Source organism: Cohnella sp. SGD-V74 (assembly GCF_003001675.1).
Classification (GTDB): Bacteria; Bacillota; Bacilli; order Paenibacillales; family Paenibacillaceae; genus Cohnella.
Window position 1 is genome coordinate 1 of record NZ_PVYW01000005.1, and the last position, 20,903, is coordinate 20,903.

18 protein-coding genes are annotated in these 20,903 nt (G+C 58.4%); all 18 read left to right on the plus strand.

The genetic code is table 11. The features are described from left to right. The first annotated feature begins 1,774 nt into the window (after positions 1-1,774). The 18 genes from sucC (at position 1,775) to B0G52_RS09055 (ending at position 20,902) form a co-directional block, all read left to right on the plus strand. Positions 1,775-2,935, plus strand: coding sequence for an ADP-forming succinate--CoA ligase subunit beta (sucC, locus tag B0G52_RS08970; RefSeq protein ID WP_094043349.1), 1,161 nt, complete (start codon positions 1,775-1,777; stop codon positions 2,933-2,935). A gap of 32 nt (positions 2,936-2,967) precedes the next feature. Further along, positions 2,968-3,894 (plus strand): succinate--CoA ligase subunit alpha, encoded by a 927-nt coding sequence (gene sucD / locus B0G52_RS08975; protein WP_094043351.1) that lies wholly within the window; start codon positions 2,968-2,970, stop codon positions 3,892-3,894. 147 nt (positions 3,895-4,041) lie between these two features. Continuing rightward, positions 4,042-5,235 carry a DNA-processing protein DprA gene (gene dprA, locus B0G52_RS08980; protein ID WP_233162517.1) on the plus strand — a complete coding sequence of 398 codons (1,194 nt, stop codon included), beginning with the start codon at positions 4,042-4,044 and terminating at the stop codon, positions 5,233-5,235. Between the two features lie 61 nt (positions 5,236-5,296). Then, entirely contained in the window at positions 5,297-7,396 is a 2,100-nt protein-coding gene (topA, locus tag B0G52_RS08985; protein ID WP_094044012.1) for a type I DNA topoisomerase, read from the plus strand. Between the two features lie 40 nt (positions 7,397-7,436). After that, positions 7,437-8,768, plus strand: a complete 1,332-nt coding sequence (gene trmFO, locus B0G52_RS08990; RefSeq protein ID WP_094043353.1) for an FADH(2)-oxidizing methylenetetrahydrofolate--tRNA-(uracil(54)-C(5))-methyltransferase TrmFO — start codon at positions 7,437-7,439, stop codon at positions 8,766-8,768. Positions 8,769-8,866: 98 nt separating this feature from the next. Beyond that, the gene (hslV, locus tag B0G52_RS08995) at positions 8,867-9,412 is read left to right on the plus strand and encodes an ATP-dependent protease subunit HslV (RefSeq protein WP_094043355.1); all 546 of its coding nucleotides are present in this window, start codon (positions 8,867-8,869) and stop codon (positions 9,410-9,412) included. 32 nt (positions 9,413-9,444) lie between these two features. Continuing rightward, positions 9,445-10,833, plus strand: a complete 1,389-nt coding sequence (gene hslU / locus B0G52_RS09000; protein WP_094044014.1) for an ATP-dependent protease ATPase subunit HslU — start codon at positions 9,445-9,447, stop codon at positions 10,831-10,833. Between the two features lie 83 nt (positions 10,834-10,916). Then, positions 10,917-11,690, plus strand: coding sequence for a GTP-sensing pleiotropic transcriptional regulator CodY (gene codY, locus B0G52_RS09005; RefSeq protein ID WP_094043357.1), 774 nt, complete (start codon positions 10,917-10,919; stop codon positions 11,688-11,690). Between the two features lie 276 nt (positions 11,691-11,966). Further along, the gene (gene flgB, locus B0G52_RS09010) at positions 11,967-12,383 is read left to right on the plus strand and encodes a flagellar basal body rod protein FlgB (protein WP_369827031.1); all 417 of its coding nucleotides are present in this window, start codon (positions 11,967-11,969) and stop codon (positions 12,381-12,383) included. 3 nt (positions 12,384-12,386) lie between these two features. Beyond that, positions 12,387-12,833 (plus strand): flagellar basal body rod protein FlgC, encoded by a 447-nt coding sequence (flgC, locus tag B0G52_RS09015; RefSeq protein WP_094043359.1) that lies wholly within the window; start codon positions 12,387-12,389, stop codon positions 12,831-12,833. Positions 12,834-12,903: 70 nt separating this feature from the next. Continuing rightward, positions 12,904-13,191: a flagellar hook-basal body complex protein FliE gene (gene fliE / locus B0G52_RS09020; protein ID WP_094044018.1), complete on the plus strand. Its 288-nt coding sequence runs from the start codon at positions 12,904-12,906 to the stop codon at positions 13,189-13,191. A 96-nt stretch (positions 13,192-13,287) separates the two neighbouring features. Continuing rightward, positions 13,288-14,856, plus strand: coding sequence for a flagellar basal-body MS-ring/collar protein FliF (gene fliF, locus B0G52_RS09025; RefSeq protein ID WP_094043361.1), 1,569 nt, complete (start codon positions 13,288-13,290; stop codon positions 14,854-14,856). A gap of 11 nt (positions 14,857-14,867) precedes the next feature. After that, a complete protein-coding gene (gene fliG, locus B0G52_RS09030; protein WP_094043363.1) occupies positions 14,868-15,878 on the plus strand; it encodes a flagellar motor switch protein FliG in 1,011 nt (336 codons plus the stop codon). Next, complete coding sequence (locus B0G52_RS09035) at positions 15,871-16,713, plus strand: FliH/SctL family protein (RefSeq protein ID WP_094043365.1); 843 nt, start codon at positions 15,871-15,873, stop codon at positions 16,711-16,713. Before fliG ends, B0G52_RS09035 begins: the two co-directional genes overlap by 8 nt. Then, a complete protein-coding gene (gene fliI, locus B0G52_RS09040; protein ID WP_094043367.1) occupies positions 16,700-18,019 on the plus strand; it encodes a flagellar protein export ATPase FliI in 1,320 nt (439 codons plus the stop codon). The genes B0G52_RS09035 and fliI overlap by 14 nt, the downstream gene beginning before the upstream one ends. Before the next feature lie 12 nt (positions 18,020-18,031). After that, entirely contained in the window at positions 18,032-18,478 is a 447-nt protein-coding gene (gene fliJ / locus B0G52_RS09045) for a flagellar export protein FliJ (RefSeq protein WP_094043369.1), read from the plus strand. 41 nt (positions 18,479-18,519) lie between these two features. Next, a complete protein-coding gene (locus B0G52_RS09050; RefSeq protein WP_094043371.1) occupies positions 18,520-19,431 on the plus strand; it encodes a MotE family protein in 912 nt (303 codons plus the stop codon). A gap of 34 nt (positions 19,432-19,465) precedes the next feature. After that, positions 19,466-20,902 (plus strand): flagellar hook-length control protein FliK, encoded by a 1,437-nt coding sequence (locus tag B0G52_RS09055; RefSeq protein WP_094043373.1) that lies wholly within the window; start codon positions 19,466-19,468, stop codon positions 20,900-20,902. Position 20,903: the final 1 nt, after the last annotated feature.

The following is a 20,903-nucleotide window of genomic DNA, read 5'->3' on the forward strand; positions in this document are numbered from 1 at the left end:
TCGTTGCCGAACACGTGCCGAATGCATCAGTCTTAATACTTAGCCTACGCCAGCTCCCACTGATCTCAAGGTGGGGGCTATTTGACGCTTACCTCGAAGCCGATGCAATCTCTTACTCTCCAACCCGACTCAGCACGGTTGCAGCTACTCAGACGTCCCATTCGATGCTCCAACCCGACACAGCGCGGTTGCAGCGACTCTACCGGCCCTTTCGTCGCTCCAACCCGACACAGCGCGGTTGCAGCTACGCTGACGTCCCATTCGATGCTCCAACCCGACTCAGCACGGTTGCAGCTACTCTGACGCCCCATTGGATACTCCAACCCGACTCAGCACGGTTGCAGCTACTCTACCGGCCCTTTCGCCGCTCGAACCCGACTCAGCGCGGTTGCAGCTACTCTACCGGCCCTTTCGCCGCTCCAACCCGACACAGCGTGGTTGCAGCTACTCTACCAGCTCATTCGCTGCTCCAACCCGACACAGCGCGGTTGCAGCTACTCTGACGCCCCATTCGATGCTCCAACCCGACACAGCGCGGTTGCAGCGACTCTACCGGCCCTTTCGCCGCTCCAACCCGACACAGCGCGGTTGCAGCTACTCTGACGCCCCATTCGATGCTCCAACCCGACACAGCGCGGTTGCAGCTACTCTCCAGCCCATTCGATGCTCCAACCCGACACAGCGCGGTTGCAGCTACTCTGACGTCTCTTTCGCTGCTCCAACCCGACTCAGCGCGGTTGCAGCTACTCTGACGTCTCTTTCGCCGTTCCAACCCGACTCAGCACGGTTGCAGCTACTCAGACGTCCCATTCGATACTCCAACCCGACACAGCGCGGTTGCAGCTACTCTGACGTCTCTTTCGCTGCTCCAACCCGACTCAGCAAGACTGAGTCAGCCTAGGGCGTGTCTTCAAACCCGCTCAGGGGCATCTATCACCGCCTTTTCGCCCCCTGCTTCGTCACTTTTGCTTGACGTACCTCCGGTACGCCTTCACAAAAGTTCCTTGCATGGAACGAAAATTCGGCCATATCTGCTGTCCTCGGAGTATGAAAACACGCCCTAGATTCTTCAACATCTTGGTTACGTTACTTCGGGGGCGCTCTACTAGTCAGTATAGGTATTAAATCTAGGCGCTGGCAAAATAAGTGGAAACCAAATAATTCCACCTATTGTTCATGATTCTTCTTCTCTCAGTACAATACGCTCAATAAGCGATCTTCAGCTATAGAACTACCTCCCAGTAGGAACCCCGATTTACTCCCTGCCCGAAAAATCCGAATACGAATTTATAGCAGTAGAACAAATACCAGGAACCTACAATTTATTGAAAAATAATGGTGAATACGGGTCGCTAAAATGATTCACAAGATGGAGCGTTTATACGCAGATAGGGATGAGTTCTCCAACTTTGGACAAAATAAAGCGGGACCGGGAGCCGATCGGCATACTTTTCATAATTGAGAGATGCATTCGCCTTGTTTCCATATCAAAATTCGATGAAACCATTGCCAAAGAAGACTAATAATTTGACGAAAAAATGAGGAAGCATTCGGCAATTAGTGATACAATGATGAAGGTTTTGTTACATATTTTCTTAGTGTATGTGTTCAAAAGCGAACTTTTTGAACAACCTCTTAAAGGAATGTGTAACAGCTGCTAGCGATGAGCGCATCGCTAACATGGGTCAAGCTGTGACGGCCCCGCCCCGGCGCCTCGCGCCGAAGCGGTTCGCCGCACCAGATAACAAGCGCACAACGGGAGGATGCCAGAGTCATGAATATTCATGAGTATCAAGGCAAGGAAGTCTTGAGGCAGTATGGCGTTAACGTGCCGCGCGGCAAAGTGGCGTTTACCGCCGACGAAGCCGTCAGCGCAGCGAAAGAACTCGGAAGCTCGGTCACCGTCGTCAAAGCCCAGATTCACGCGGGCGGACGCGGCAAAGCCGGCGGCGTCAAAATCGCCAAGAGCCTGGAGGACGTCGCTAGCTACGCGAAAGAGCTGCTCGGCAAAGTATTGGTCACGCACCAGACCGGACCGGAAGGCAAAGAAGTGAAACGCCTGCTGATCGAGGAAGGCTGCGACATCAAGAAGGAATACTACATCGGCGTCGTCGTCGACCGGGGAACCGGACGCGTCGTCGTAATGGGCTCCGAAGAAGGCGGCATGGACATCGAAGAAGTGGCCGCTAACACGCCCGAGAAGATCGTCAAGGTCGTCGTCGACCCTGCGGTCGGATTGACCACGTTCCAAGCCCGCCAACTGGCTTACGATATTAAAATTCCGGGAGAACTCGTCAACAAAGCGATCAAGTTCATGCTGGCGCTGTACAGCGCATTCGTGGACAAGGATTGCTCCATCGCCGAGATCAACCCGCTCGTCGTCACGGGCTCGGGCGACGTTATGGCGCTCGACGCCAAGCTGAACTTCGATTCCAACGCGCTGTTCCGTCACAAGGACATTCTTGAGCTGCGCGATTTGGACGAGGAAGACGAGAAGGAAATCCAAGCTTCCAAATTCGACCTGAGCTACATCGCGCTCGACGGCAACATCGGCTGCATGGTTAACGGAGCCGGCCTCGCCATGGCGACGATGGACATTATCAAATATTTCGGCGGATCTCCGGCGAACTTCCTGGACGTTGGCGGCGGCGCGACGAAAGAGAAAGTGACCGAAGCGTTCAAGATCATTCTGTCCGACGCGAACGTCAAGGGCATCTTCGTCAACATCTTCGGCGGCATCATGAAGTGCGACATCATCGCCGAGGGCGTCGTCGCTGCAGCGCGCGAGCTCGGTCTCGACAAGCCGCTCGTCGTGCGTCTCGAAGGAACGAACGTGAAGCTGGGCAAAGAAATTTTGAACGGATCCGGCCTGAACATCGTGGCCGCGGATTCGATGTCGGACGGCGCGCAAAAAATCGTGTCGCTCGTGAAATGACAAGGGAGAACTTACCGGGGAGTGTGTAAATCATGAGTATCTTGATCGATAAGAACACCAAGGTGATCACCCAAGGCATTACGGGCGCAACGGGATCTTTCCACGCCAAAGGTGCTTTGGAATACGGCACGCAGATGGTCGGCGGAGTGACGCCGGGCAAAGGCGGCCAAACGATCGGCTTCGATCTGGAGAACGGCACGAACGTAACGCTGCCGATCTTCAACACGGTTAAAGAAGCGGTAGCGGCTACGGGCGCGACGGCATCCGTCATCTACGTCGCTCCTCCGTTCGCGGCCGATTCCATTATGGAAGCGGTCGACGCCGAGCTAGACCTGGTCATCTGCATTACGGAAGGCATTCCGGTGCTGGACATGGTCAAAGTCAAGCGCTTCATGGAAGGCAAGAAGACGCGTCTGATCGGGCCGAACTGCCCGGGCGTCATCACGCCGGAAGAAATCAAGATCGGCATCATGCCGGGCTATATCCATAAGAAAGGCCACGTAGGCGTCGTATCCCGCAGCGGCACGCTCACTTACGAGGCCGTTCACCAGCTGACGACGCGCGGCATCGGCCAGTCGTCGGCCGTCGGCATTGGCGGAGACCCGGTCAAGGGCTCCGAGTTTATCGACATTCTGAAGCTGTTCAACGAAGATCCGGACACGTACGCGGTCATCATGATCGGCGAAATCGGCGGAACGGCCGAGGAAGAAGCGGCGGAATGGATCAAGGCGAACATGACGAAGCCGGTCGTCGGCTTCATCGGCGGCGCGACGGCGCCTCCGGGGAAACGGATGGGCCATGCGGGCGCGATCATCTCCGGCGGCAAAGGAACGGCCGCGGAGAAAATCGCCGTGCTCGAAGCGAACGGAATCCGCGTCGCTCCGACGCCTTCCGACATGGGCGCGACGCTGGTCGCCGTGCTCGAGGACAAAGACCTGCTGGAAAAATGCAAAGGTTAATGGTAAAGTAAAGGCAAGTTGAATCATTTCGCTCGGCGACCTTAGCGGTTGTCCGCGCATTATCGGCAAGGCAGGCAGCCTTCCGCCCCCTCATCGAGGGAGTGGAGGGCTTTTTGTCGTATACGAGGCTGAGAGGGGTCCGGGAGGATGCGTGAGAACGAGGAGAACGGGAAAAAAGAGAACGTCAGAGTCGTCTCGCTGGCGGAAGCGCGGGAGACGGGCATGCCGAGAGAAGTGCTGATCGCCCTGCACGAGACGGAAGGAGTCGGGCGGGTGACGATCGCGACGATCTTCCTGTACGGCGTTATGAAAGGTCCCGGCTCCCTGCGGCACACGGGGGATTTTCTCGCCGGGGACTGGCGGGACATGGGGATGAGCGCAAGGCAGGCGCTGGCTGCGGAGAAGAGCGTGCGCCCCGCCGCGAGAGAGCGGAGGCGAAGCCGTCATGCGGCGGGGCGAATGGGCGCCGTCACTTATTTGGACGACGAGTATCCGGCGCTGCTGCGGGAGATCTCCGATCCGCCCTGGGTGCTGTACTGGAGGGGGCGATTGGAGCTGCTGCAGCGGCCGGCGATCGCGATCGTCGGCACCCGTCTGGCCACGGGCTACGGGCGCAAAGTCGCGGAGCAGTTCGCCGAGGGCTGCGCGGGGCGTATGACGGTCGTCAGCGGGCTGGCCAAGGGAATAGACGCGGCGGCTCACAGCGGCGCCGTATCGGGCGCTTGCGGGACGATAGCGGTGCTTGCCGGCGGGGTCGACCGGTGCTATCCTCCGGAGAACGCCGCTCTGTACCGCGAGATGGGCATGCACGGACTGCTGCTGTCGGAAAGTCCCCCGGATACGATTCTCCACCCGGGTTTGTTCCCGCTGCGCAATCGCATCATTGCCGGCCTCTCGTACGGAGTCGTCGTCGTGGAAGCCGCCCGCAGGAGCGGAGCGCTCATCACGGCGGATCTGGCGTTCGGCTATAACAGAGACGTGTTCGTCATCCCTGGTCAGGTGACTTCCCCGCGCAGTCTGGGCGCGCTCGAATATTATCGCAAAGGGGCGCATCCGGCGCTGGACGCCTCGGATATTTTTCAATATTACGAGTATCGGCTGCCTCCCGCCGCAGGGCCGGAAACCGGAAACGGAGAGGCGTCCGGGGCTTGCGGAGAAGAGGAAGAGCTGCGCGCGGACGAACTGCTCGTCTACCGTCTAATCCTCGATCGGCCCTCCTCCGTCGACGAATTGGCGGTCTTTTCCGGGATGACGTTTGGACATTTACACTCCATTCTGCTATCTTTACAAATAAAGCGTCGAATTGAACAACAACCCGGTTCCGTATATCATGTCCTTTAATAATGAAGGCATAAGAACATAGGCACGAGGACTTGTCGACCGTAGGAGAGGAGGAATGGACGTGGCGGACTCGCTCGTGATCGTCGAATCGCCGGCTAAGGCGAAGACGATCGGCAAATATTTGGGAAGTAAATTTATCGTCAAAGCGTCCATGGGGCACATTCGGGATTTGCCGAAGAGCCAGATCGGAGTCGAGGTGGAGAACGGCTTTCAGCCGAAGTACATTACGATCCGCGGCAAAGGCAACGTACTGAAGGAATTGCGCGATGCCAGAAAAAAAGTGAAAAAGGTTTATCTCGCGGCCGACCCCGACAGAGAGGGCGAAGCGATCGCGTGGCATCTGGCTCACTATTTGGAGCTGGACGAGAAGGAAGATTGCCGCGTCGTATTTAACGAGATTACGAAGCAAGCGGTCAAGGACGCATTCAAGTCGCCCAGACCGATCGATATGGATTTGGTGAACGCCCAGCAGGCGAGAAGGGTGCTCGATCGGCTCGTCGGCTACAAGATCAGTCCGCTGCTGTGGAAGAAGGTCAAGAAGGGGCTCAGCGCCGGCCGCGTGCAATCCGTTGCCGTGAAGCTGATCTATGACCGCGAGAATGAGATCAGCGCGTTCGTTCCGGAAGAGTATTGGAGCATTACCGCCCATCTGGCCCATGGCAAATCGGCGTTCGAGGCGAAGTTCCATTCCGTTAACGGAGAGAAAAGGGAGCTGAACAGCGAAGCCGAGGTCAAGGAAGTGCTCGCTCTGCTGTCCGGCTCGCAGTTCACCGTCGGAGAAGTGAAGGAGAAGGAGCGGCAGCGCAACCCGTCTCCTCCGTTCATCACGAGCTCGCTGCAGCAGGAGGCCGCGCGCAAGCTCAACTTCCGCGCCTCCAAGACGATGCAGATCGCCCAGCAGCTCTATGAGGGCGTCGATCTGGGCAAAGAGGGAACGGTCGGTCTCATCACGTACATGCGTACCGATTCCACCCGTATCTCTCCCGTCGCGCAGGAAGAAGCCAAGGAGTATATCGGAGGCAAGTACGGCAACCCGTATTTGCCCGAAACGCCTCGCGTGTACACGAAGAAGAACGCCTCCGCGCAGGACGCGCACGAAGCGATTCGCCCGACGTCGGTGCTTCGGGACCCGGAATCGGTCAAGGCGTTCACCTCCAAGGATCAGTTCCGGCTGTATAAGCTGATCTGGGAGCGCTTCGTCGCCAGCCAGATGGCTTCGGCCGTGCTGGATACGATGACCGTCGACCTGGAGAACGGACCGGTCGTGTTCCGGGCCAACGGCTCGAAGCTGAAGTTTCCCGGTTTCATGAAAGTGTACGTCGAAGGCAACGACGACGGCACGACGACGGACGAGGATCGGCTGCTGCCTCCGCTGACTAAGGGAGACAAGGCGGAATCCAAGGACATTGAGCCGAAGCAGCATTTCACCCAGCCGCCGCCGCGGTTTACGGAGGCGCGTCTGGTCAGGGCGCTGGAGGAGCTCGGCATCGGCCGCCCGAGCACGTACGCGCCGACGCTCGAGACGATTCAGAAGCGCAACTACGTGGCTCTGGAAGAGAAGAAGTTTATCCCGACCGAACTCGGGGAGCTCGTCATTCAGTTGATGGAGGAGTTTTTCCCGGAAATTCTCGACGTCGAATTCACCGCCAATATGGAGGGCGATCTCGACCACGTCGAGGAAGGCACGCAGGACTGGGTCAACGTAATCGGGGAGTTCTACAAGTCGTTCGAAGAGCGGCTCACGGTCGCGGAAGAAGAAATGAAGGAAATCGAGATCAAAGACGAGCCGTCCGACGAAATTTGCGACAAGTGCGGCAGCCCGATGGTATACAAGATGGGACGCTTCGGCAAGTTTCTGGCGTGCTCGGGCTTCCCGAACTGCCGGAATACGAAGCCGATCATCAAGGATACGGGCGTAACATGCCCGAAATGCAAAGAAGGCCAGATCGTCGAGCGGCGGAGCAAGAAGGGACGCGTGTTCTACGGCTGCAACCTGTATCCGGGCTGCGACTACGTCTCCTGGGATAAGCCGGTCGCGAAACCTTGCCCGAGCTGCGGCGGATTGATGGTCGAGAAGCGGGTCAAAGGCGAAACGCAGCTGAACTGTACGGCGTGCGGGCATTCGGAGGCCGCCGAAGAGGCCGAGGAAGCGGCGGAATAATCGGGGCTGGCTCAAGCATCAGTGGGGTTGGAGGAATAACATGAGCGAACAACAATCGGTGACGGTTATCGGTGCGGGACTGGCGGGCAGCGAGGCCGCCTGGCAGATCGCCTCGCAGGGCGTCCCCGTCACGTTATACGAGATGAGGCCGGTCAGGCAGACGCCGGCCCATCATACGGCAAGCTTTGCCGAACTCGTCTGCAGCAACAGCCTGCGCGCAAACGGCTTGACGAACGCCGTAGGCGTATTGAAAGAAGAGATGCGCCGGCTGGATTCGCTCATTCTCGCTTGCGCCGACTTGCACGCCGTTCCGGCGGGCGGGGCGCTGGCGGTGGACCGCGAAGGGTTCTCCGCGGAGGTGACGAAGCGGCTGAAGGAGCATCCGCTCATTACGGTCGTGAACGAGGAGGCTACTGCAATTCCGCAAGACGGAATCGTCGTCGTCGCGACCGGCCCGCTCACTTCGCCGGAGCTGTCCGACGGCATCAAGCGGCTGCTGGGCGAGGAATACTTCTACTTCTTCGACGCGGCAGCGCCGATCGTGGAGAAGGATTCCATCGATTTCGACAAAGTGTTTCTCGCTTCCCGTTACGACAAAGGAGAGGCGGCGTATTTGAACTGCCCGATGTCCGAAGCCGAGTTCGACGTCTTCTACGACGCGCTGATCCATGCGGAGACGGCGGAAGTGAAAGATTTCGAGAAGGATATGTACTTCGAAGGCTGCATGCCGATTGAGGTCATGGCCAAGCGGGGCAAGCAGACGGTGCTGTTCGGGCCGATGAAGCCGGTCGGACTGATCGATCCCCGCACCGAGAAGAAGTCGCACGCGGTCATTCAATTGCGCCAGGACAATGCGGCAGGAACGCTGTACAACATCGTCGGCTTCCAGACGCATCTGAAATGGGGCGAGCAGAAACGGGTGTTTTCGCTGATTCCCGGGCTGGAGAACGCCGAGTTCGTTCGCTACGGGGTTATGCACCGGAATACGTTCATCAATTCTCCGAAACTGTTGCATCCGACCTATCAGTTCCGGGGGCGGGAGACGCTGTTCTTCGCGGGACAGATGACCGGGGTCGAAGGCTACGTGGAATCGGCCGCTTCCGGGCTGATCGCGGGGCTGAACGCCGGGAGGCTGGCCGGAGGCCGAGAGCCGCTGACGCTTCCCGCGCATACGACGCTCGGCAGCATGGCGAATTATATTACGACGGCGGACTTCAAGCATTTCCAGCCGATGAACGCCAATTTCGGCCTGTTCCCGCCGCTCGGCTACCGCGTCAGGAGCAAGAAGGACAAGAACGACGCCATCGCCGCGCGCGCTTTGGAAGCGATCGACGCGCTGCGGTCCGAAATTCGGGCGAGCTCCGTATTGTAACCAATGAAGCAGCGGCTGCGTATAAGACCTAAGCCGCTGCTTTTGCGACTCTAAGCGAATGTTCGAAAAATTCGATTAAATATCGGGAGGATCAGCCCATGGACATGACATTCCACGCCACGACGATTTGCGCGATCCGCCATAACGGCAAAGGCGCGATCGCGGGAGACGGCCAGGTCACCTTCGGCAATAGCATGGTGATGAAAAACACGGCGAAAAAAGTGCGCAGACTGTACCGCAACCAGGTGCTTGCCGGATTTGCGGGTTCGGTCGCGGACGCGATTACGCTGTTCGAGAAATTCGAAGGCAAGCTCGAGGAGCATCACGGCAACCTGCAGCGCGCGGCGGTCGAGCTCGCCAAAGATTGGCGCTCCGACCGGGTGCTGCGCCGGCTCGAGGCGATGATGATCGTCGTCGACGCGACGGGCATGCTGCTGCTGTCCGGCAACGGCGAAGTGATCGAGCCGGACGACGGGATTCTGGCGATCGGTTCGGGCGGCAGCTTCGCCTTGGCCGCGGCGAGGGCGCTCAAGCGCCATGCGCCGGACATGGAGGCGCGGGACATCGCCCGCGCGGCGCTGGAGACGGCGGCCGAAATTTGCGTGTTCACCAACAATAACTTAATCGTCGAGGAGATAGAATGATTACATTCGACAAGCGTAAGGGAGAGGATCGCATGAATGACGCACTGACGCCCCGCCAAATCGTTGCCGAGCTCGACAAATACATCGTCGGGCAGAAGTCTGCCAAGCGTTCGGTCGCCGTAGCGCTTCGCAATCGGTATCGCCGCAGCCGGCTGCCGGAGGAAATACGCGATGAAGTCGTGCCCAAGAACATTCTGATGATCGGACCGACCGGCGTCGGGAAGACGGAAATCGCGCGGCGGCTGGCCAAGCTCGTCCATGCTCCGTTCGTCAAAGTCGAGGCGACGAAGTTCACGGAAGTCGGCTATGTCGGCAGAGACGTGGAATCGATGGTCCGGGACTTGGTGGAGACGGCGATCCGGATGGTGAAGGAAGAGCGAACGGAGAAGGTGAAGGACAAAGCCGAGAGGGCCGCCAACGAGAGATTGGTCGCCCTGCTCGCTCCGTCCCCCGCGCGTCCGAAGCCGCAGAAAAACCCGCTCGAGATGCTGTTCGGAGGCAATGCCACTCCGAGCGACGAGCCGGACCCGGTTGACCCGGGCCTGCAGGATAAGAGGCGGGACACGAGGGCGAGGCTGGAGGCCGGCCTTCTGGAGAACGAGATCGTCGAGATCGAGGTGGAGGACAACTCGCCTACGATGCTCGATATGCTGGGCGGACCGGGTCAGGAGCAGTTCGGCAACATGCAGGAAATGCTAGGGCAGTTTCTGCCGAAGCGCCGCAAGAAGCGGCGGTTGACGGTGAAGGAAGCCCGCAAGGTGCTCACCGTGGAGGAAGCCAACAAGCTGATCGACATGGACGACGTCATTTCCGAATCCGTGCGCAGGGCGGAGCAGTCGGGCATCATTTTTATCGACGAGATCGACAAGATCGCCAGCCAAGGGCGCGGGCAAGGGCCCGACGTCTCGCGGGAAGGCGTGCAGAGAGACATCCTGCCGATCGTCGAGGGCTCGACGGTCGTGACCAAATACGGACCGATCAAGACCGACTACGTTTTGTTCGTCGCAGCTGGCGCTTTCCATATCGCCAAGCCTTCGGATCTCATTCCCGAGCTTCAGGGCCGCTTCCCGATTCGCGTAGAGCTGAGCAGCTTGACGGACGAAGATTTCATCCGCATTCTGACCGAACCGGAGAACGCGCTGACGAAGCAGTACACGGCGCTTCTGCAGACGGAAGGCATCAACGTCTCGTTCACCGACGGCGCGATCTCCGAGCTGGCGAGAATGGCCCAAGAGGTCAACCGCAACACGGAAAACATCGGCGCGCGCCGGCTGCATACGCTGCTCGAGAAGCTGCTGGAGGATTTGAGCTTCGAGGCGCCGGAGCTGCAGCTTGAGGAAATGACCATTACGCCGGAGTACGTCCGCGAGAAATTATCGACGATTGCAAGCAATCGAGATTTGAGTCAATATATTCTATAAGCGGCTCTTAGCCGAACGCATGCCGCCGTCTCCGGACGGCGGAATCGTTGTACTTGCTTGTCGCACTAGGAGGAAGCACAATCATGACGCTGTTGATGAAAACCCGGACGCTTAACCGGCTGCTGCAGGAAGCGGCGGGCAAGCCTCTCAACTTCCGCGAGATGGCGGAGGGGCTGCGCGAAACGATGCAAGGCGATGTATTCGTGCTGAGCAGAAAGGGGAAAGTGCTCGGTTATGCGCATTCCGCGGGATTTCCCGAAATGTGGCTGCGCAGGGAAGCGGCGGACGGGATGCGCTTTCCTTCCGAGACGAACGATCGTCTGCTGCGTATTTCGGAGACGGCCGCGAACGTTTCTTCAAATGAGGAAATTTTAACCCCGATAGAGGCGGCTTTCGGCAACGGAATCGTAACGATCGTTCCGATCATTGGCGGAAGTGACAGATTAGGGACTTTAGTCCTATCCAGGGAAAACGAATCGTTTGGGGATGACGATCTAATTTTGGCGGAATACGGCTCTACCATTATAGGTATGGAGATTCTGAGAGAGCGGATCGACGAACGGGAAGCCGAGGCCAGAAGCAAGGCGATTGTCACGGTCGCCGTCAATTCTCTCTCCTTCAGCGAGATGGAGGCCGTCGAGCAAATCTTTGAAGAGCTGGAAGGAAAAGAAGGATTGCTCGTCGCTTCCAAGATCGCCGACAGAGCCGGAATTACAAGATCCGTCATCGTCAACGCGCTAAGGAAGCTGGAGAGCGCAGGGGTCATTGAAACCCGCTCGCTGGGCATGAAAGGCACGTACATCCGCATTCTTAACGCCCAATTGCTGCAAGAATTGGAGCATCGCAAGAACGGATAAGCGCGCGCGTCAGTCCGATGGGAAAGCCCAATCTTCTTCGGGAAGATTAGGGCTTTTTTCTTATTGTCACGCGAACGGATGTCGTAGATGATGGATCTTAGAAAATTCTAATTTGTCGTAATGTGTTGTTTTTTATGTAGAAAGGGCAAAAGTCTTGTCGCATCAAGCAGGAATTTAAGAGATTTGCGTGGAATTAAACAGGTGCGAAGTCCGGGTTTGGTGCGGCCGGAACCGATTAATGAAGATTATCTCATGAACGAGCGGAGAGGGGCGACAATGATGGAGTTGCTAAGCGGCGCATCGTTTATGCGTTTAGAGAACGCCATCCAAGCGGCGGCAATGAGACAACGCGTGCTGTCCAACAATATCGCGAATAACGACACGCCTTATTTCAAGAGATCCGACGTAGCCTTCGAAGAGATGCTGACGCAGGCGATCGGTTCGCAGGGGACCCGCGCGCTCGCGGGCAAGCTGACCGACGCGCGTCATATCCCGATCAACGGAGCTTATCCGTCGCCGGGTCCGAGAGTCGTAACGGACGAATCGACGGCGTTCAACAACAACAAGAACAATGTGGACATCGAGAAGGAAATGGCCCTTCTTGCGGAAAACCAGCTGAGATATAATCTGATGTCGCAGCAGGTGGCCCACGAGGCCAAGATGATGAGAATCGGAATTCAGGGGAGTGCGTAACGGATGAAGCTCGGAGGTTTCGATATCAGCGCTTCCGCGCTAACGGCTCAGCGGCTGCGAATGGACGTCATTTCGGCGAACATCGCGAACGCCGAGACGACGCGCGCCGGTTACGTGAACGGAAACTTCGTTCCGTATCGCCGCAAAGTCGTTGTCATGGAGGCGGCGCAGCCCAAATTCCAGGACTTGCTCGGCCAGCAGCTGAACGCATCGTCGGCGCAAGGGGTCAGGGTAGCGTCCATTCGCGAAGATTCCGCGCCGTTTAAGCAGGTGTACAATCCGACGCATCCCGACGCGGATGCAAGCGGAATGGTGTATATGCCCAACGTCGATATGTTGAAGGAGCAAGTCGACCTGTTGGCGGCTTCCCGGTCGTACGAGGCGAACGTAACCGCGTTGAACGCGCGGAAATCGATGTTCATGAAGGCGCTTGAAATGGGCCGCCGTTGACGGAGGCGCACAAGCGTCGCGAGATGAATCCAACCAACGTTAGAGGGGTGCTGGCTTGATTACGAATACGATGATAAATCCCGTTAACCTAGTATCGGGTCCGAGTGTGAATCAGCTGCGGGCGACGCCGGCCGAGGCGACGGAAAGCTTCGCCGCGTATCTGAAGAACGCCCTTGACGGAGTGGCCGCTCAAGAGCAGAACGTACATAAGCTGAACGATCAGTTCCTGATCGGGGAAGTCGACGAGAACCAGGTCATCATCGCGGCTACGCAGGCGGAGCTCAGCCTCTCCCTGACCGGACAAGTCCGCAACAAGGTCATCGAAGCCTATCAGGAAATTATGCGGATGCAGGTCTAATCTTATTCGGAACGTACTAGCAAATCTTAATTACGGGAAGAAGGCGCGCAGGCAATCCGCCTTCTCCGGTCTTCTAACCGCAGGTGGGGTGAAATCGTGAACGAGAAGTGGGCACGGGTTCGAGAAAAGCTGCTCGGTTTCTGGAACCAGTACAGCAAGACGCAAAAATGGGTGCTCGCCTCAACAGCGGCCTTGTTGCTTTTTGCCATCATATTACTGACCTATTTATTCACCAAAACCGAATACGAACTTGCTTTCCAGAACCTGGACAGCACAGACGCTGCCGCGATCATGGAATACCTGGACGGCAACGGCATCGGATACAAACTGAGCGACGCAGGGACGAGCATCTACGTTCCGAGCGCCTCGGCGGCAAGAGTGAAAGTGGACGTCGGGTCGCAAGGCCTCGTTCAGAACGGTTCCATCGGATTTCCCGAGCTCAGCAAATCCTCATCGGCCATCGGGACGACGGACCAGGAGTTCAACGTCAAATTCAGAAACGCGCTTAACGGAGAAATTCAGCAATTGCTGCTCAGCAAGCAAGGGGTCGCGAAAGTCAAAGCGATCGTGACGCTGCCCGAAGATTCGGTGTTCCTTAATCAGTCGGACAAGGAAAAAGCGATCGCGGCCGTCGTCATTACCTTCAAGCCGGGTTTCCGGCCTAAACAGGAAGAAATCGACAGCTATTACAACCTCGTCAAATCGGCCGTGCCGAATCTGGACATTAAAGACATCACGATCAGCAGCAGCACCGGAGATCTGACGCCTTCCACCCAACTGGGCGGAGGGGCCGGAATGGGCGGAGCGCTCTACGAGACGCAGTTCGCCATTCAGAGCGAATTCGAGAATACGCTGAAGAGAAACATTCGGCAGTTCTTGGACCCGATCGTCGGCACGGACAACATGGTCGTCAGCGTCGTGTCCTCCTTGAACTTCGACAAGAAGACGTCCGTGGAGCAGCTCGTGCAGCCGTTGCCGGATAATGACAATAAAGGGATCGAAATCAGCCGTCAGGACTCGAGCGAGACGTTCGAAGGCCAGGACGGGCAAGCCGGAGGGGTTGCGGGCACGGGGGAAACCGACGTCACCAATTATCCGGCCGCAGGCAGCTCCGGTTCCTCCTCTTCCGAGAAGGTTTCCAGTACGATCAACTACGATGTAAACCGCATTACTAATAATATCGACTACGGACCCTATAAAGTGAAGGACTTATCCATTAATGTAGGGGTAAATTCCGCTAATATGACGCCGGAGAGGCTGGCCGAGATCCAAGGCGTTCTCCTGAGGAGCGCGAGAGTGCTGCTGGCCGAGTCCGGTCTGGATCTGTCGGACGAAGCTTTGATGCAGCGGGTATCGGTGCTCTCGCAATCTTTCGAAGGCACGACGACGGCTTCGGGCGGCGCGTCGAACTCGGCGTTCTGGATGGCCGGAGCGGGGCTGCTCGCACTGGCGCTGCTCGGAGGCGGAGGTTACTATATTTATCGTCGCCGCAAAGCTGCGCAGGAAGCGGCCGAGATCGCGGAAATGCCACGCGCGGAACTTCCGACGATCGATATCGACAACGTCACGAACGAAAGCCAGGTGCGCAAACAACTGGAAAGCTTGGCCAAGCGCAAGCCGGATGAATTCGTTAATCTTCTCCGGACTTGGCTGGTGGATGAATAGAGGTGGCAGCGATGGCGAAAGGGTTTCAATTGTCCGGGAGGCAGAAAGCAGCCATTCTGCTCATCACCCTGGGACCGGAAGTATCCGCGCAAGTGTTTAAGCACTTGCGCGACGACGAGATCGAGCAGTTGACGCTCGAGATCGCCAATGTGCGCAAGGTGGACGCCAGCGAGAAGGATCTCATTCTCAGCGAGTTCCATCAGATCTGCGTCGCTCAGGAGTACATAACGCAGGGCGGCATTACGTACGCGAAGGAAATCTTGGAGAAGGCGCTCGGCTCGCAGAAGGCGATGGACATTTTGAATCGCCTGACCGCGACGCTGCAAGTTCGGCCGTTCGATTTCGCGCGGAAGGCCGAACCTTCGCAAATCTTGAACTTTATTCAGAACGAAAACTCGCAGACGATCGCGCTCGTGCTTTCGTACTTGCAGCCGGATCAATCTTCCGCGGTGCTCTCGTCCTTGCCGCAAGACAAGCAGGCGGAAGTGGCGAGAAGGATCGCGCTCATGGACAGCACGTCTCCGGACGTCATCGCTCAGGTGGAGCGGGTGCTGGAACAGAAGCTCAGCTCCACGGTTACGCAGGATTATACGAACGCAGGCGGCATCGAAGCGATCGTGCAGATCCTCAACGGCGTAGACCGCGGAACGGAACGCACGATTCTGGATTCCCTGGAAATCCAGGATCCGGAGCTGGCGGAGGAGATCAAGAAGCGGATGTTCGTGTTCGAGGACATCGTCAATCTCGACAATCGTTCCATCCAGCGCATCATACGCGACATCGAGAACGCGGATTTGCAGCTCGCGCTCAAAGTTGCGAGCGAGGAAGTGCGGGAATCGATCTTCCGGAACATGTCGAAGCGGATGGCGGAGACGTTCAAGGAAGAGATGGAATACATGGGGCCGGTGCGGCTGCGCGACGTAGAGGAGGCGCAGACCCGCATCGTAGCGACGATCCGCAGACTGGAAGAAGCCGGAGAAATCATCATCGCTCGCGGCGGAGGAGACGATATCATTGTCTAATCTCATCAAATCTTCGTATGTCGTGTCGTTGGACGATCTGAAGAGATTGGAATTGATCCAAAGAATCGCGCCCGTTCAGCAAAATATTTCGGGTTCCGGCACGGACGGCGAAGGAAATCAAACGCCCGATGTCGAAACACAAACGTTAAAGGATCGCATCATCGCTGACGCCGAGCTTACCGCGGAACAAATCGTGCGGCAGGCGAAGGCCGAAGCGGAGGAACTGAGAGCGGCGGCTCAGCGGGAAGCCGAAGCGTGGTGGCAATCCCGCCGCGAGGAGGACGGTCGCATCCGCGAGGAGGCTGGCCGACAAGGTCACGAGGAAGGTTACCGCAGCGGGGCGTTGGAAGCGGAAGAGCAGCTCAAGCTGCAATACGAGGAACGGCTTCGGGAAGCGGAGGCGATCGTGACCCAGGCCTATGCGGCCAAAGAGTCGATCATTACCGAAGGCGAATCGTTCCTCGTGGAGCTGAGCTGTTCGATCGCGGAGAAGATCGTTCAACGCAAGCTGGCCAAAGCTCCGGAGATGTCGATGAAGCTGTTCGAGAAAGCTCTGGCAAGAAGGAAGGAACAAGGGGTTATCGTGCTGTGCGTCTCGCCGTCCCAGTTCGCCTTCGTCCAGGCGGCGAAGGACGAGTTGGCGCTGGCGCTGGACGCGCAGGCGGAATTGCAGGTCGTTCCGGACGCTTCCATTAAAGAGGGCGGATGCATCGTGAGATCGGCTTTCGGCAGCATCGACGCGAGAGTCGATACGCAGCTTGAAGCGATCCGCGAGCAACTGCTCAAAGTAGCGGCCCATCGCGGCGAGGGGAGCGAATCGGATGGCGCTCCTTGATATCGGACGTTATACGGATACTTTGCGGGAGATCGACCCGGTGCGGGTGAACGGCAAGGTCATTCAGATTATCGGGCTGACCGTCGAATCGGAAGGGCCGGACGCCAGCATCGGAGACGTCTGCTCGATTCACCCGATGAAGGGCGGCAAGCCGGTGCTCGCCGAAGTCGTCGGCTTTCGCGACAATCGGGTGCTGCTCATGCCGCTCGGCGAGCTGCATTCGGTCGGCCCGGGCTGCGACGTCGTCGCGACGGGCAACCCGCTGACGGTGCAGGTCGGCTCCGAGCTGCTCGGCAAAGTGCTGGACGGGCTCGGCAGGCCGCTGGACGGAACGCGTCTGTCGGTGCGCATGCCGCACTATTCGACGAACAACGTTCCCGGCAATCCGCTCAACCGTCCGAGGGTGACGACGCCTCTGGGCGTCGGCGTTCGGGCGATCGACGGGTTGCTGACCGTCGGCCAAGGCCAGCGGATCGGCATTTTCGCCGGATCGGGCGTCGGGAAGAGCACGCTGCTCGGCATGATCGCGAGAAACACATCTGCGGACGTCAACGTAATCGCCTTGATCGGAGAACGCGGACGCGAGGTGCTGGAGTTCGTCGAGAAGGATCTTGGCCCGGAAGGATTGGCCCGATCGGTCGTCATCGTGGCGACTTCGGACCAGCCGGCGCTGATCCGAATGAAAGGCGCGCTGATCGCCACGACGATCGCCGAATATTTTCGCGACCGCGGGATGAACGTCATGTTGATGATGGATTCGGTCACCCGGTATGCGATGGCGCTGCGGGAAGTCGGACTGGCCATCGGAGAGCCGCCGGCGACGAGAGGCTACACGCCTTCTGTGTTCGCCGCGCTGCCCAAGCTGTTGGAACGCGCGGGGACGGGCCCGACGGGCTCGATCACCGCTTTCTATACCGTTCTCGTGGACGGAGACGACATGAACGAGCCGATCGCCGACGCCGTGCGCGGCATCCTGGACGGACATATCGTCCTGCACCGGAACTTGGCGAACAAAGGGCATTTCCCGGCCGTCGATGTGCTGTCGAGCGTCAGCCGGGTCATGAAGGACATCGTCACCGAGGAGCAGCAGGGGGCGGCGGAACAGCTGAAGAAGCTGCTGGCCGTCTATCGGGACTCCGAGGATCTCATTAATATCGGAGCTTACCAGCGAGGTTCGAATGCCGAGATCGACAAAGCGATTCAATACTACGATCTGATTCGGACGTACACGCAGCAGAGAACGAATGAGAAAGTGACGCTGCAGGAAGCGCAGGAGCGGCTCATTATCGATTTTTACAGGAGATGAGGATAAGCGATTATGGCATTCCGATATCCTTTGCAGAAGATCGTGGATCTGAAGGGCAGCGAGAAATCGATGGCCGAATGGGAATACGCCGCTTCGCTCGGCCAGCTTAGAACCGAGGAAGAGCGTTTAAGGAAGCTGTACGAAGAACGCCGCGGCCTCGAGGAGGACATGCTGTCGACCGCCAAGCGGCCGACGCCTCTGACCGAACTGATGGCCACCGAGCGATACATCCAGGTGGTCGACGAAAGAATCCGCAGGCAGCATGAAGGCGTCCGCTCCGCGGAAGACCAGGTGCGCAAGCGCCAGGGCCATCTAACGGACAAAATGGTGGACGAAAAAGTGTGGCTGAACGCGCGCGACCGCGCGTTGGAACGGTTCAGGCATGACCGGTTGGCCAAGGAACAAAACGAACTGGACGAAATCGCGATCGTAAGAGCGGCCTCCTCCTCGCGGAGGTAACGGCATCCGCTGGTCGATCGCAGGAGAAGGGAGGGAAATTCGTGGCGAGCGCGGATGTGGAAAAAAGCAGTTACAGCGGGTTCGAGCGATTTCTCTTTTTTATTACCCCGATTTTGTTTACTGCGGTGCTGCTCGGCGTGCTGCTGTTGATGTTCAACGCGGACTGGCGCAACGCGGCGCTGGAGATCGGCAACAAAATTCCGGTCGTTCGGTCGATTCTGCCGAACCCGGACACTCCGCCGGCGCCGGGAGCGCAGACGGACGAGACGCTGTCGGTGAACAACGCCAAAGCGAAAATAGACGAATTGAACGCGCTTCTCGCGGATCGTGAAACCGCTCTGCGTCAGGCGACGGCGCTCGGCGAAGAGCAGAAGAAGAAACTGGACGAGCTGCAGTTGAAGCTGGATGAGCTGACGAAAGCTGACGAGGAGCGCACGATTACGGGCGAAGCGTATCAGTCTCGCATCAAGGGGCTCGCGAACATGTACGGCAAGATGACGCCCAGCAAGGCGGCTCCGATTCTCGAAAGCATGACGCTGGAGGAGTCGGCTCTCGTGCTCGGCGCGATGACCGAAACCGAACGCGGCCGCGTGCTGGAGCGCATGACTCCGAAGAAGGCGGCCGACGTGACGATGAAGCTGAAAGACGCGGAGACGGTCGACGATCGCGAGATCGCGGCGCTGCAATCGCGGATCAAGGAGCTCGAGAACAGTCCGGCCGATACGTCCTCCGCGCTGGACACAGCGGAATTGAATCGCACCTTCTCCGGCATGGAGCCGAAGAAAGCGGCCGAACTGCTGCTGCAGATGGCAACGACGACCCAGAGCAAAGCCTTGCGAATCTTGGACGCTTTGGACAACGACGCACGCGCCAAGGTGCTGAACGAACTGTCCACGTTGGACAAGAAAACCGCGGCGAATTTGATCAGCAAGCTGATGCCGGCTAATCCGTAACGGATCGACTTTTGCGAAAGGAGGTGAAAACAAGATGAACATGATGATTTCATCCGCGCCCTCCGCGGCCGGCAAAGCGTTGGCTTCGGTTACGGGCGGGGCTCAGGGCTCGCCGGAAGGCGGCAACGGCTTCGCAGGCGCTCTCGTGCAGGCGATCGACGGAGGCGGCAACGCTTCGGCGGCTTCGGGCGAAGGCGGCGGCAGCCTGTCCCTTCCCGTAGGTTTAACCGGTCTGATCGGAACGGTCGGAGCTTCGGGCGGCGAAAGCGAAACGCAGGACCTGCTGGCGCTGCTGGCGAACCTTGCGGAGCAGCTGGAGCAGTTGGATCAAGCGGGCGGAGAGCTTACGGCGGAAGCGCAGGAGCAACTCGCGGCTATGCTGTCCATGCTGCAAAGCTTGCTCGACCAGCTTCGCGCGGCTCAGCCGACGACGGATACGGCGCTTGCGGAGACGAGCGATGCCGGGCAGACGGTGGACGTCGCGTTGAACACGCAGCTGTCCAAGCCTCTCGTGCAATCTCTTCGCGAAGTCGTGAAGCAGTTGAGCGAAGCCGTCGCATCCGGGAAAGACGCGCCAGAGCAAACCACGGCGTTTGCCGGACAAATCAAAGCTGCGCTGGATACGTTGACGTCGATTACTGCGGCTTCCGCTGCGGCGAACGCGGCGAAGACGGGCGAGGCCGAACAAGGCAAAGCGACCGGCAAAACGGACAACGTTCCGACCGCCGAAGGCGCTGTCGCCAAGGAAGCTTCCGCCCAGGCAGCTTCGTCCCAGGAGGTCCGCCGACCTGCGCAGGCGCTGCGCGACCCGGTATGGCGCTTTCAAGTGGCCTCCGATGCGGAAACTTCCGAGACGAAGGCCCAGACGGCCTCGGCAGCGCTCGATACGGCGGAACAGACGACTTCTTCGGAATCCAGGCCGGTATGGACGCTGCTGCAGAATGATCGGCTAGCGGGCGGGGAAGCCGCGGCGGCCAAGCCTGCGGCGCCGGTGCCGACTCCGGTTCCGGTTCAGCAATTCGCCGATCAGATGGGCAAATACCTGGTCAAGCAGTTCCAACTGACGCAAGGAAACGGCATCTCCGAAGCGAAGCTGACGCTGACTCCGCAGCATCTCGGACAAGTGGACATTCGCATCGTAATGAACAACGGCGTGCTGACCGCGCAGTTCATCGCGGACAATCCGGCCGCCAAGGAACTGCTGGAAAATCAGATGGCTCAGCTCAGAGCATCGCTGAACGGACAAGGATTGCAGGTAGAACGGCTTGAGGTCGTTCAGCAATCTTCGGCTTCCGGCGGAACGACGTTCGAGCAGCAGGAGCACCGGAATTCGAACTCCGGCAGAGAGGGAAGCTCCGACGGACGGAACGGGGACGATGCCAACGAAGATTCCGTATTCGCGGCCGAACTGGAGCGCAACTCTTCGCTGAAGGAGATCGGTTACGGAAGCTCGATTAACGTGACCGCGTAAC

What these genes read in the sequence shown, in the direction of transcription:
- sucC (WP_094043349.1), top strand. Translation starts at nt 1,775, where the DNA reads ATGAATATTCATGAGTATCAAGGCAAGGAAGTCTTGAGGCAGTATGGC.
- sucD (WP_094043351.1), top strand. Translation starts at nt 2,968, where the DNA reads ATGAGTATCTTGATCGATAAGAACACCAAGGTGATCACCCAAGGCATT.
- dprA (WP_233162517.1), top strand. Translation starts at nt 4,042, where the DNA reads ATGCGTGAGAACGAGGAGAACGGGAAAAAAGAGAACGTCAGAGTCGTC.
- trmFO (WP_094043353.1), top strand. Translation starts at nt 7,437, where the DNA reads ATGAGCGAACAACAATCGGTGACGGTTATCGGTGCGGGACTGGCGGGC.
- hslV (WP_094043355.1), top strand. Translation starts at nt 8,867, where the DNA reads ATGGACATGACATTCCACGCCACGACGATTTGCGCGATCCGCCATAAC.
- hslU (WP_094044014.1), top strand. Translation starts at nt 9,445, where the DNA reads ATGAATGACGCACTGACGCCCCGCCAAATCGTTGCCGAGCTCGACAAA.
- codY (WP_094043357.1), top strand. Translation starts at nt 10,917, where the DNA reads ATGACGCTGTTGATGAAAACCCGGACGCTTAACCGGCTGCTGCAGGAA.
- flgB (WP_369827031.1), top strand. Translation starts at nt 11,967, where the DNA reads ATGATGGAGTTGCTAAGCGGCGCATCGTTTATGCGTTTAGAGAACGCC.
- flgC (WP_094043359.1), top strand. Translation starts at nt 12,387, where the DNA reads ATGAAGCTCGGAGGTTTCGATATCAGCGCTTCCGCGCTAACGGCTCAG.
- fliE (WP_094044018.1), top strand. Translation starts at nt 12,904, where the DNA reads ATGATAAATCCCGTTAACCTAGTATCGGGTCCGAGTGTGAATCAGCTG.
- fliG (WP_094043363.1), top strand. Translation starts at nt 14,868, where the DNA reads ATGGCGAAAGGGTTTCAATTGTCCGGGAGGCAGAAAGCAGCCATTCTG.
- fliI (WP_094043367.1), top strand. Translation starts at nt 16,700, where the DNA reads ATGGCGCTCCTTGATATCGGACGTTATACGGATACTTTGCGGGAGATC.
- fliJ (WP_094043369.1), top strand. Translation starts at nt 18,032, where the DNA reads ATGGCATTCCGATATCCTTTGCAGAAGATCGTGGATCTGAAGGGCAGC.
- B0G52_RS09055 (WP_094043373.1), top strand. Translation starts at nt 19,466, where the DNA reads ATGAACATGATGATTTCATCCGCGCCCTCCGCGGCCGGCAAAGCGTTG.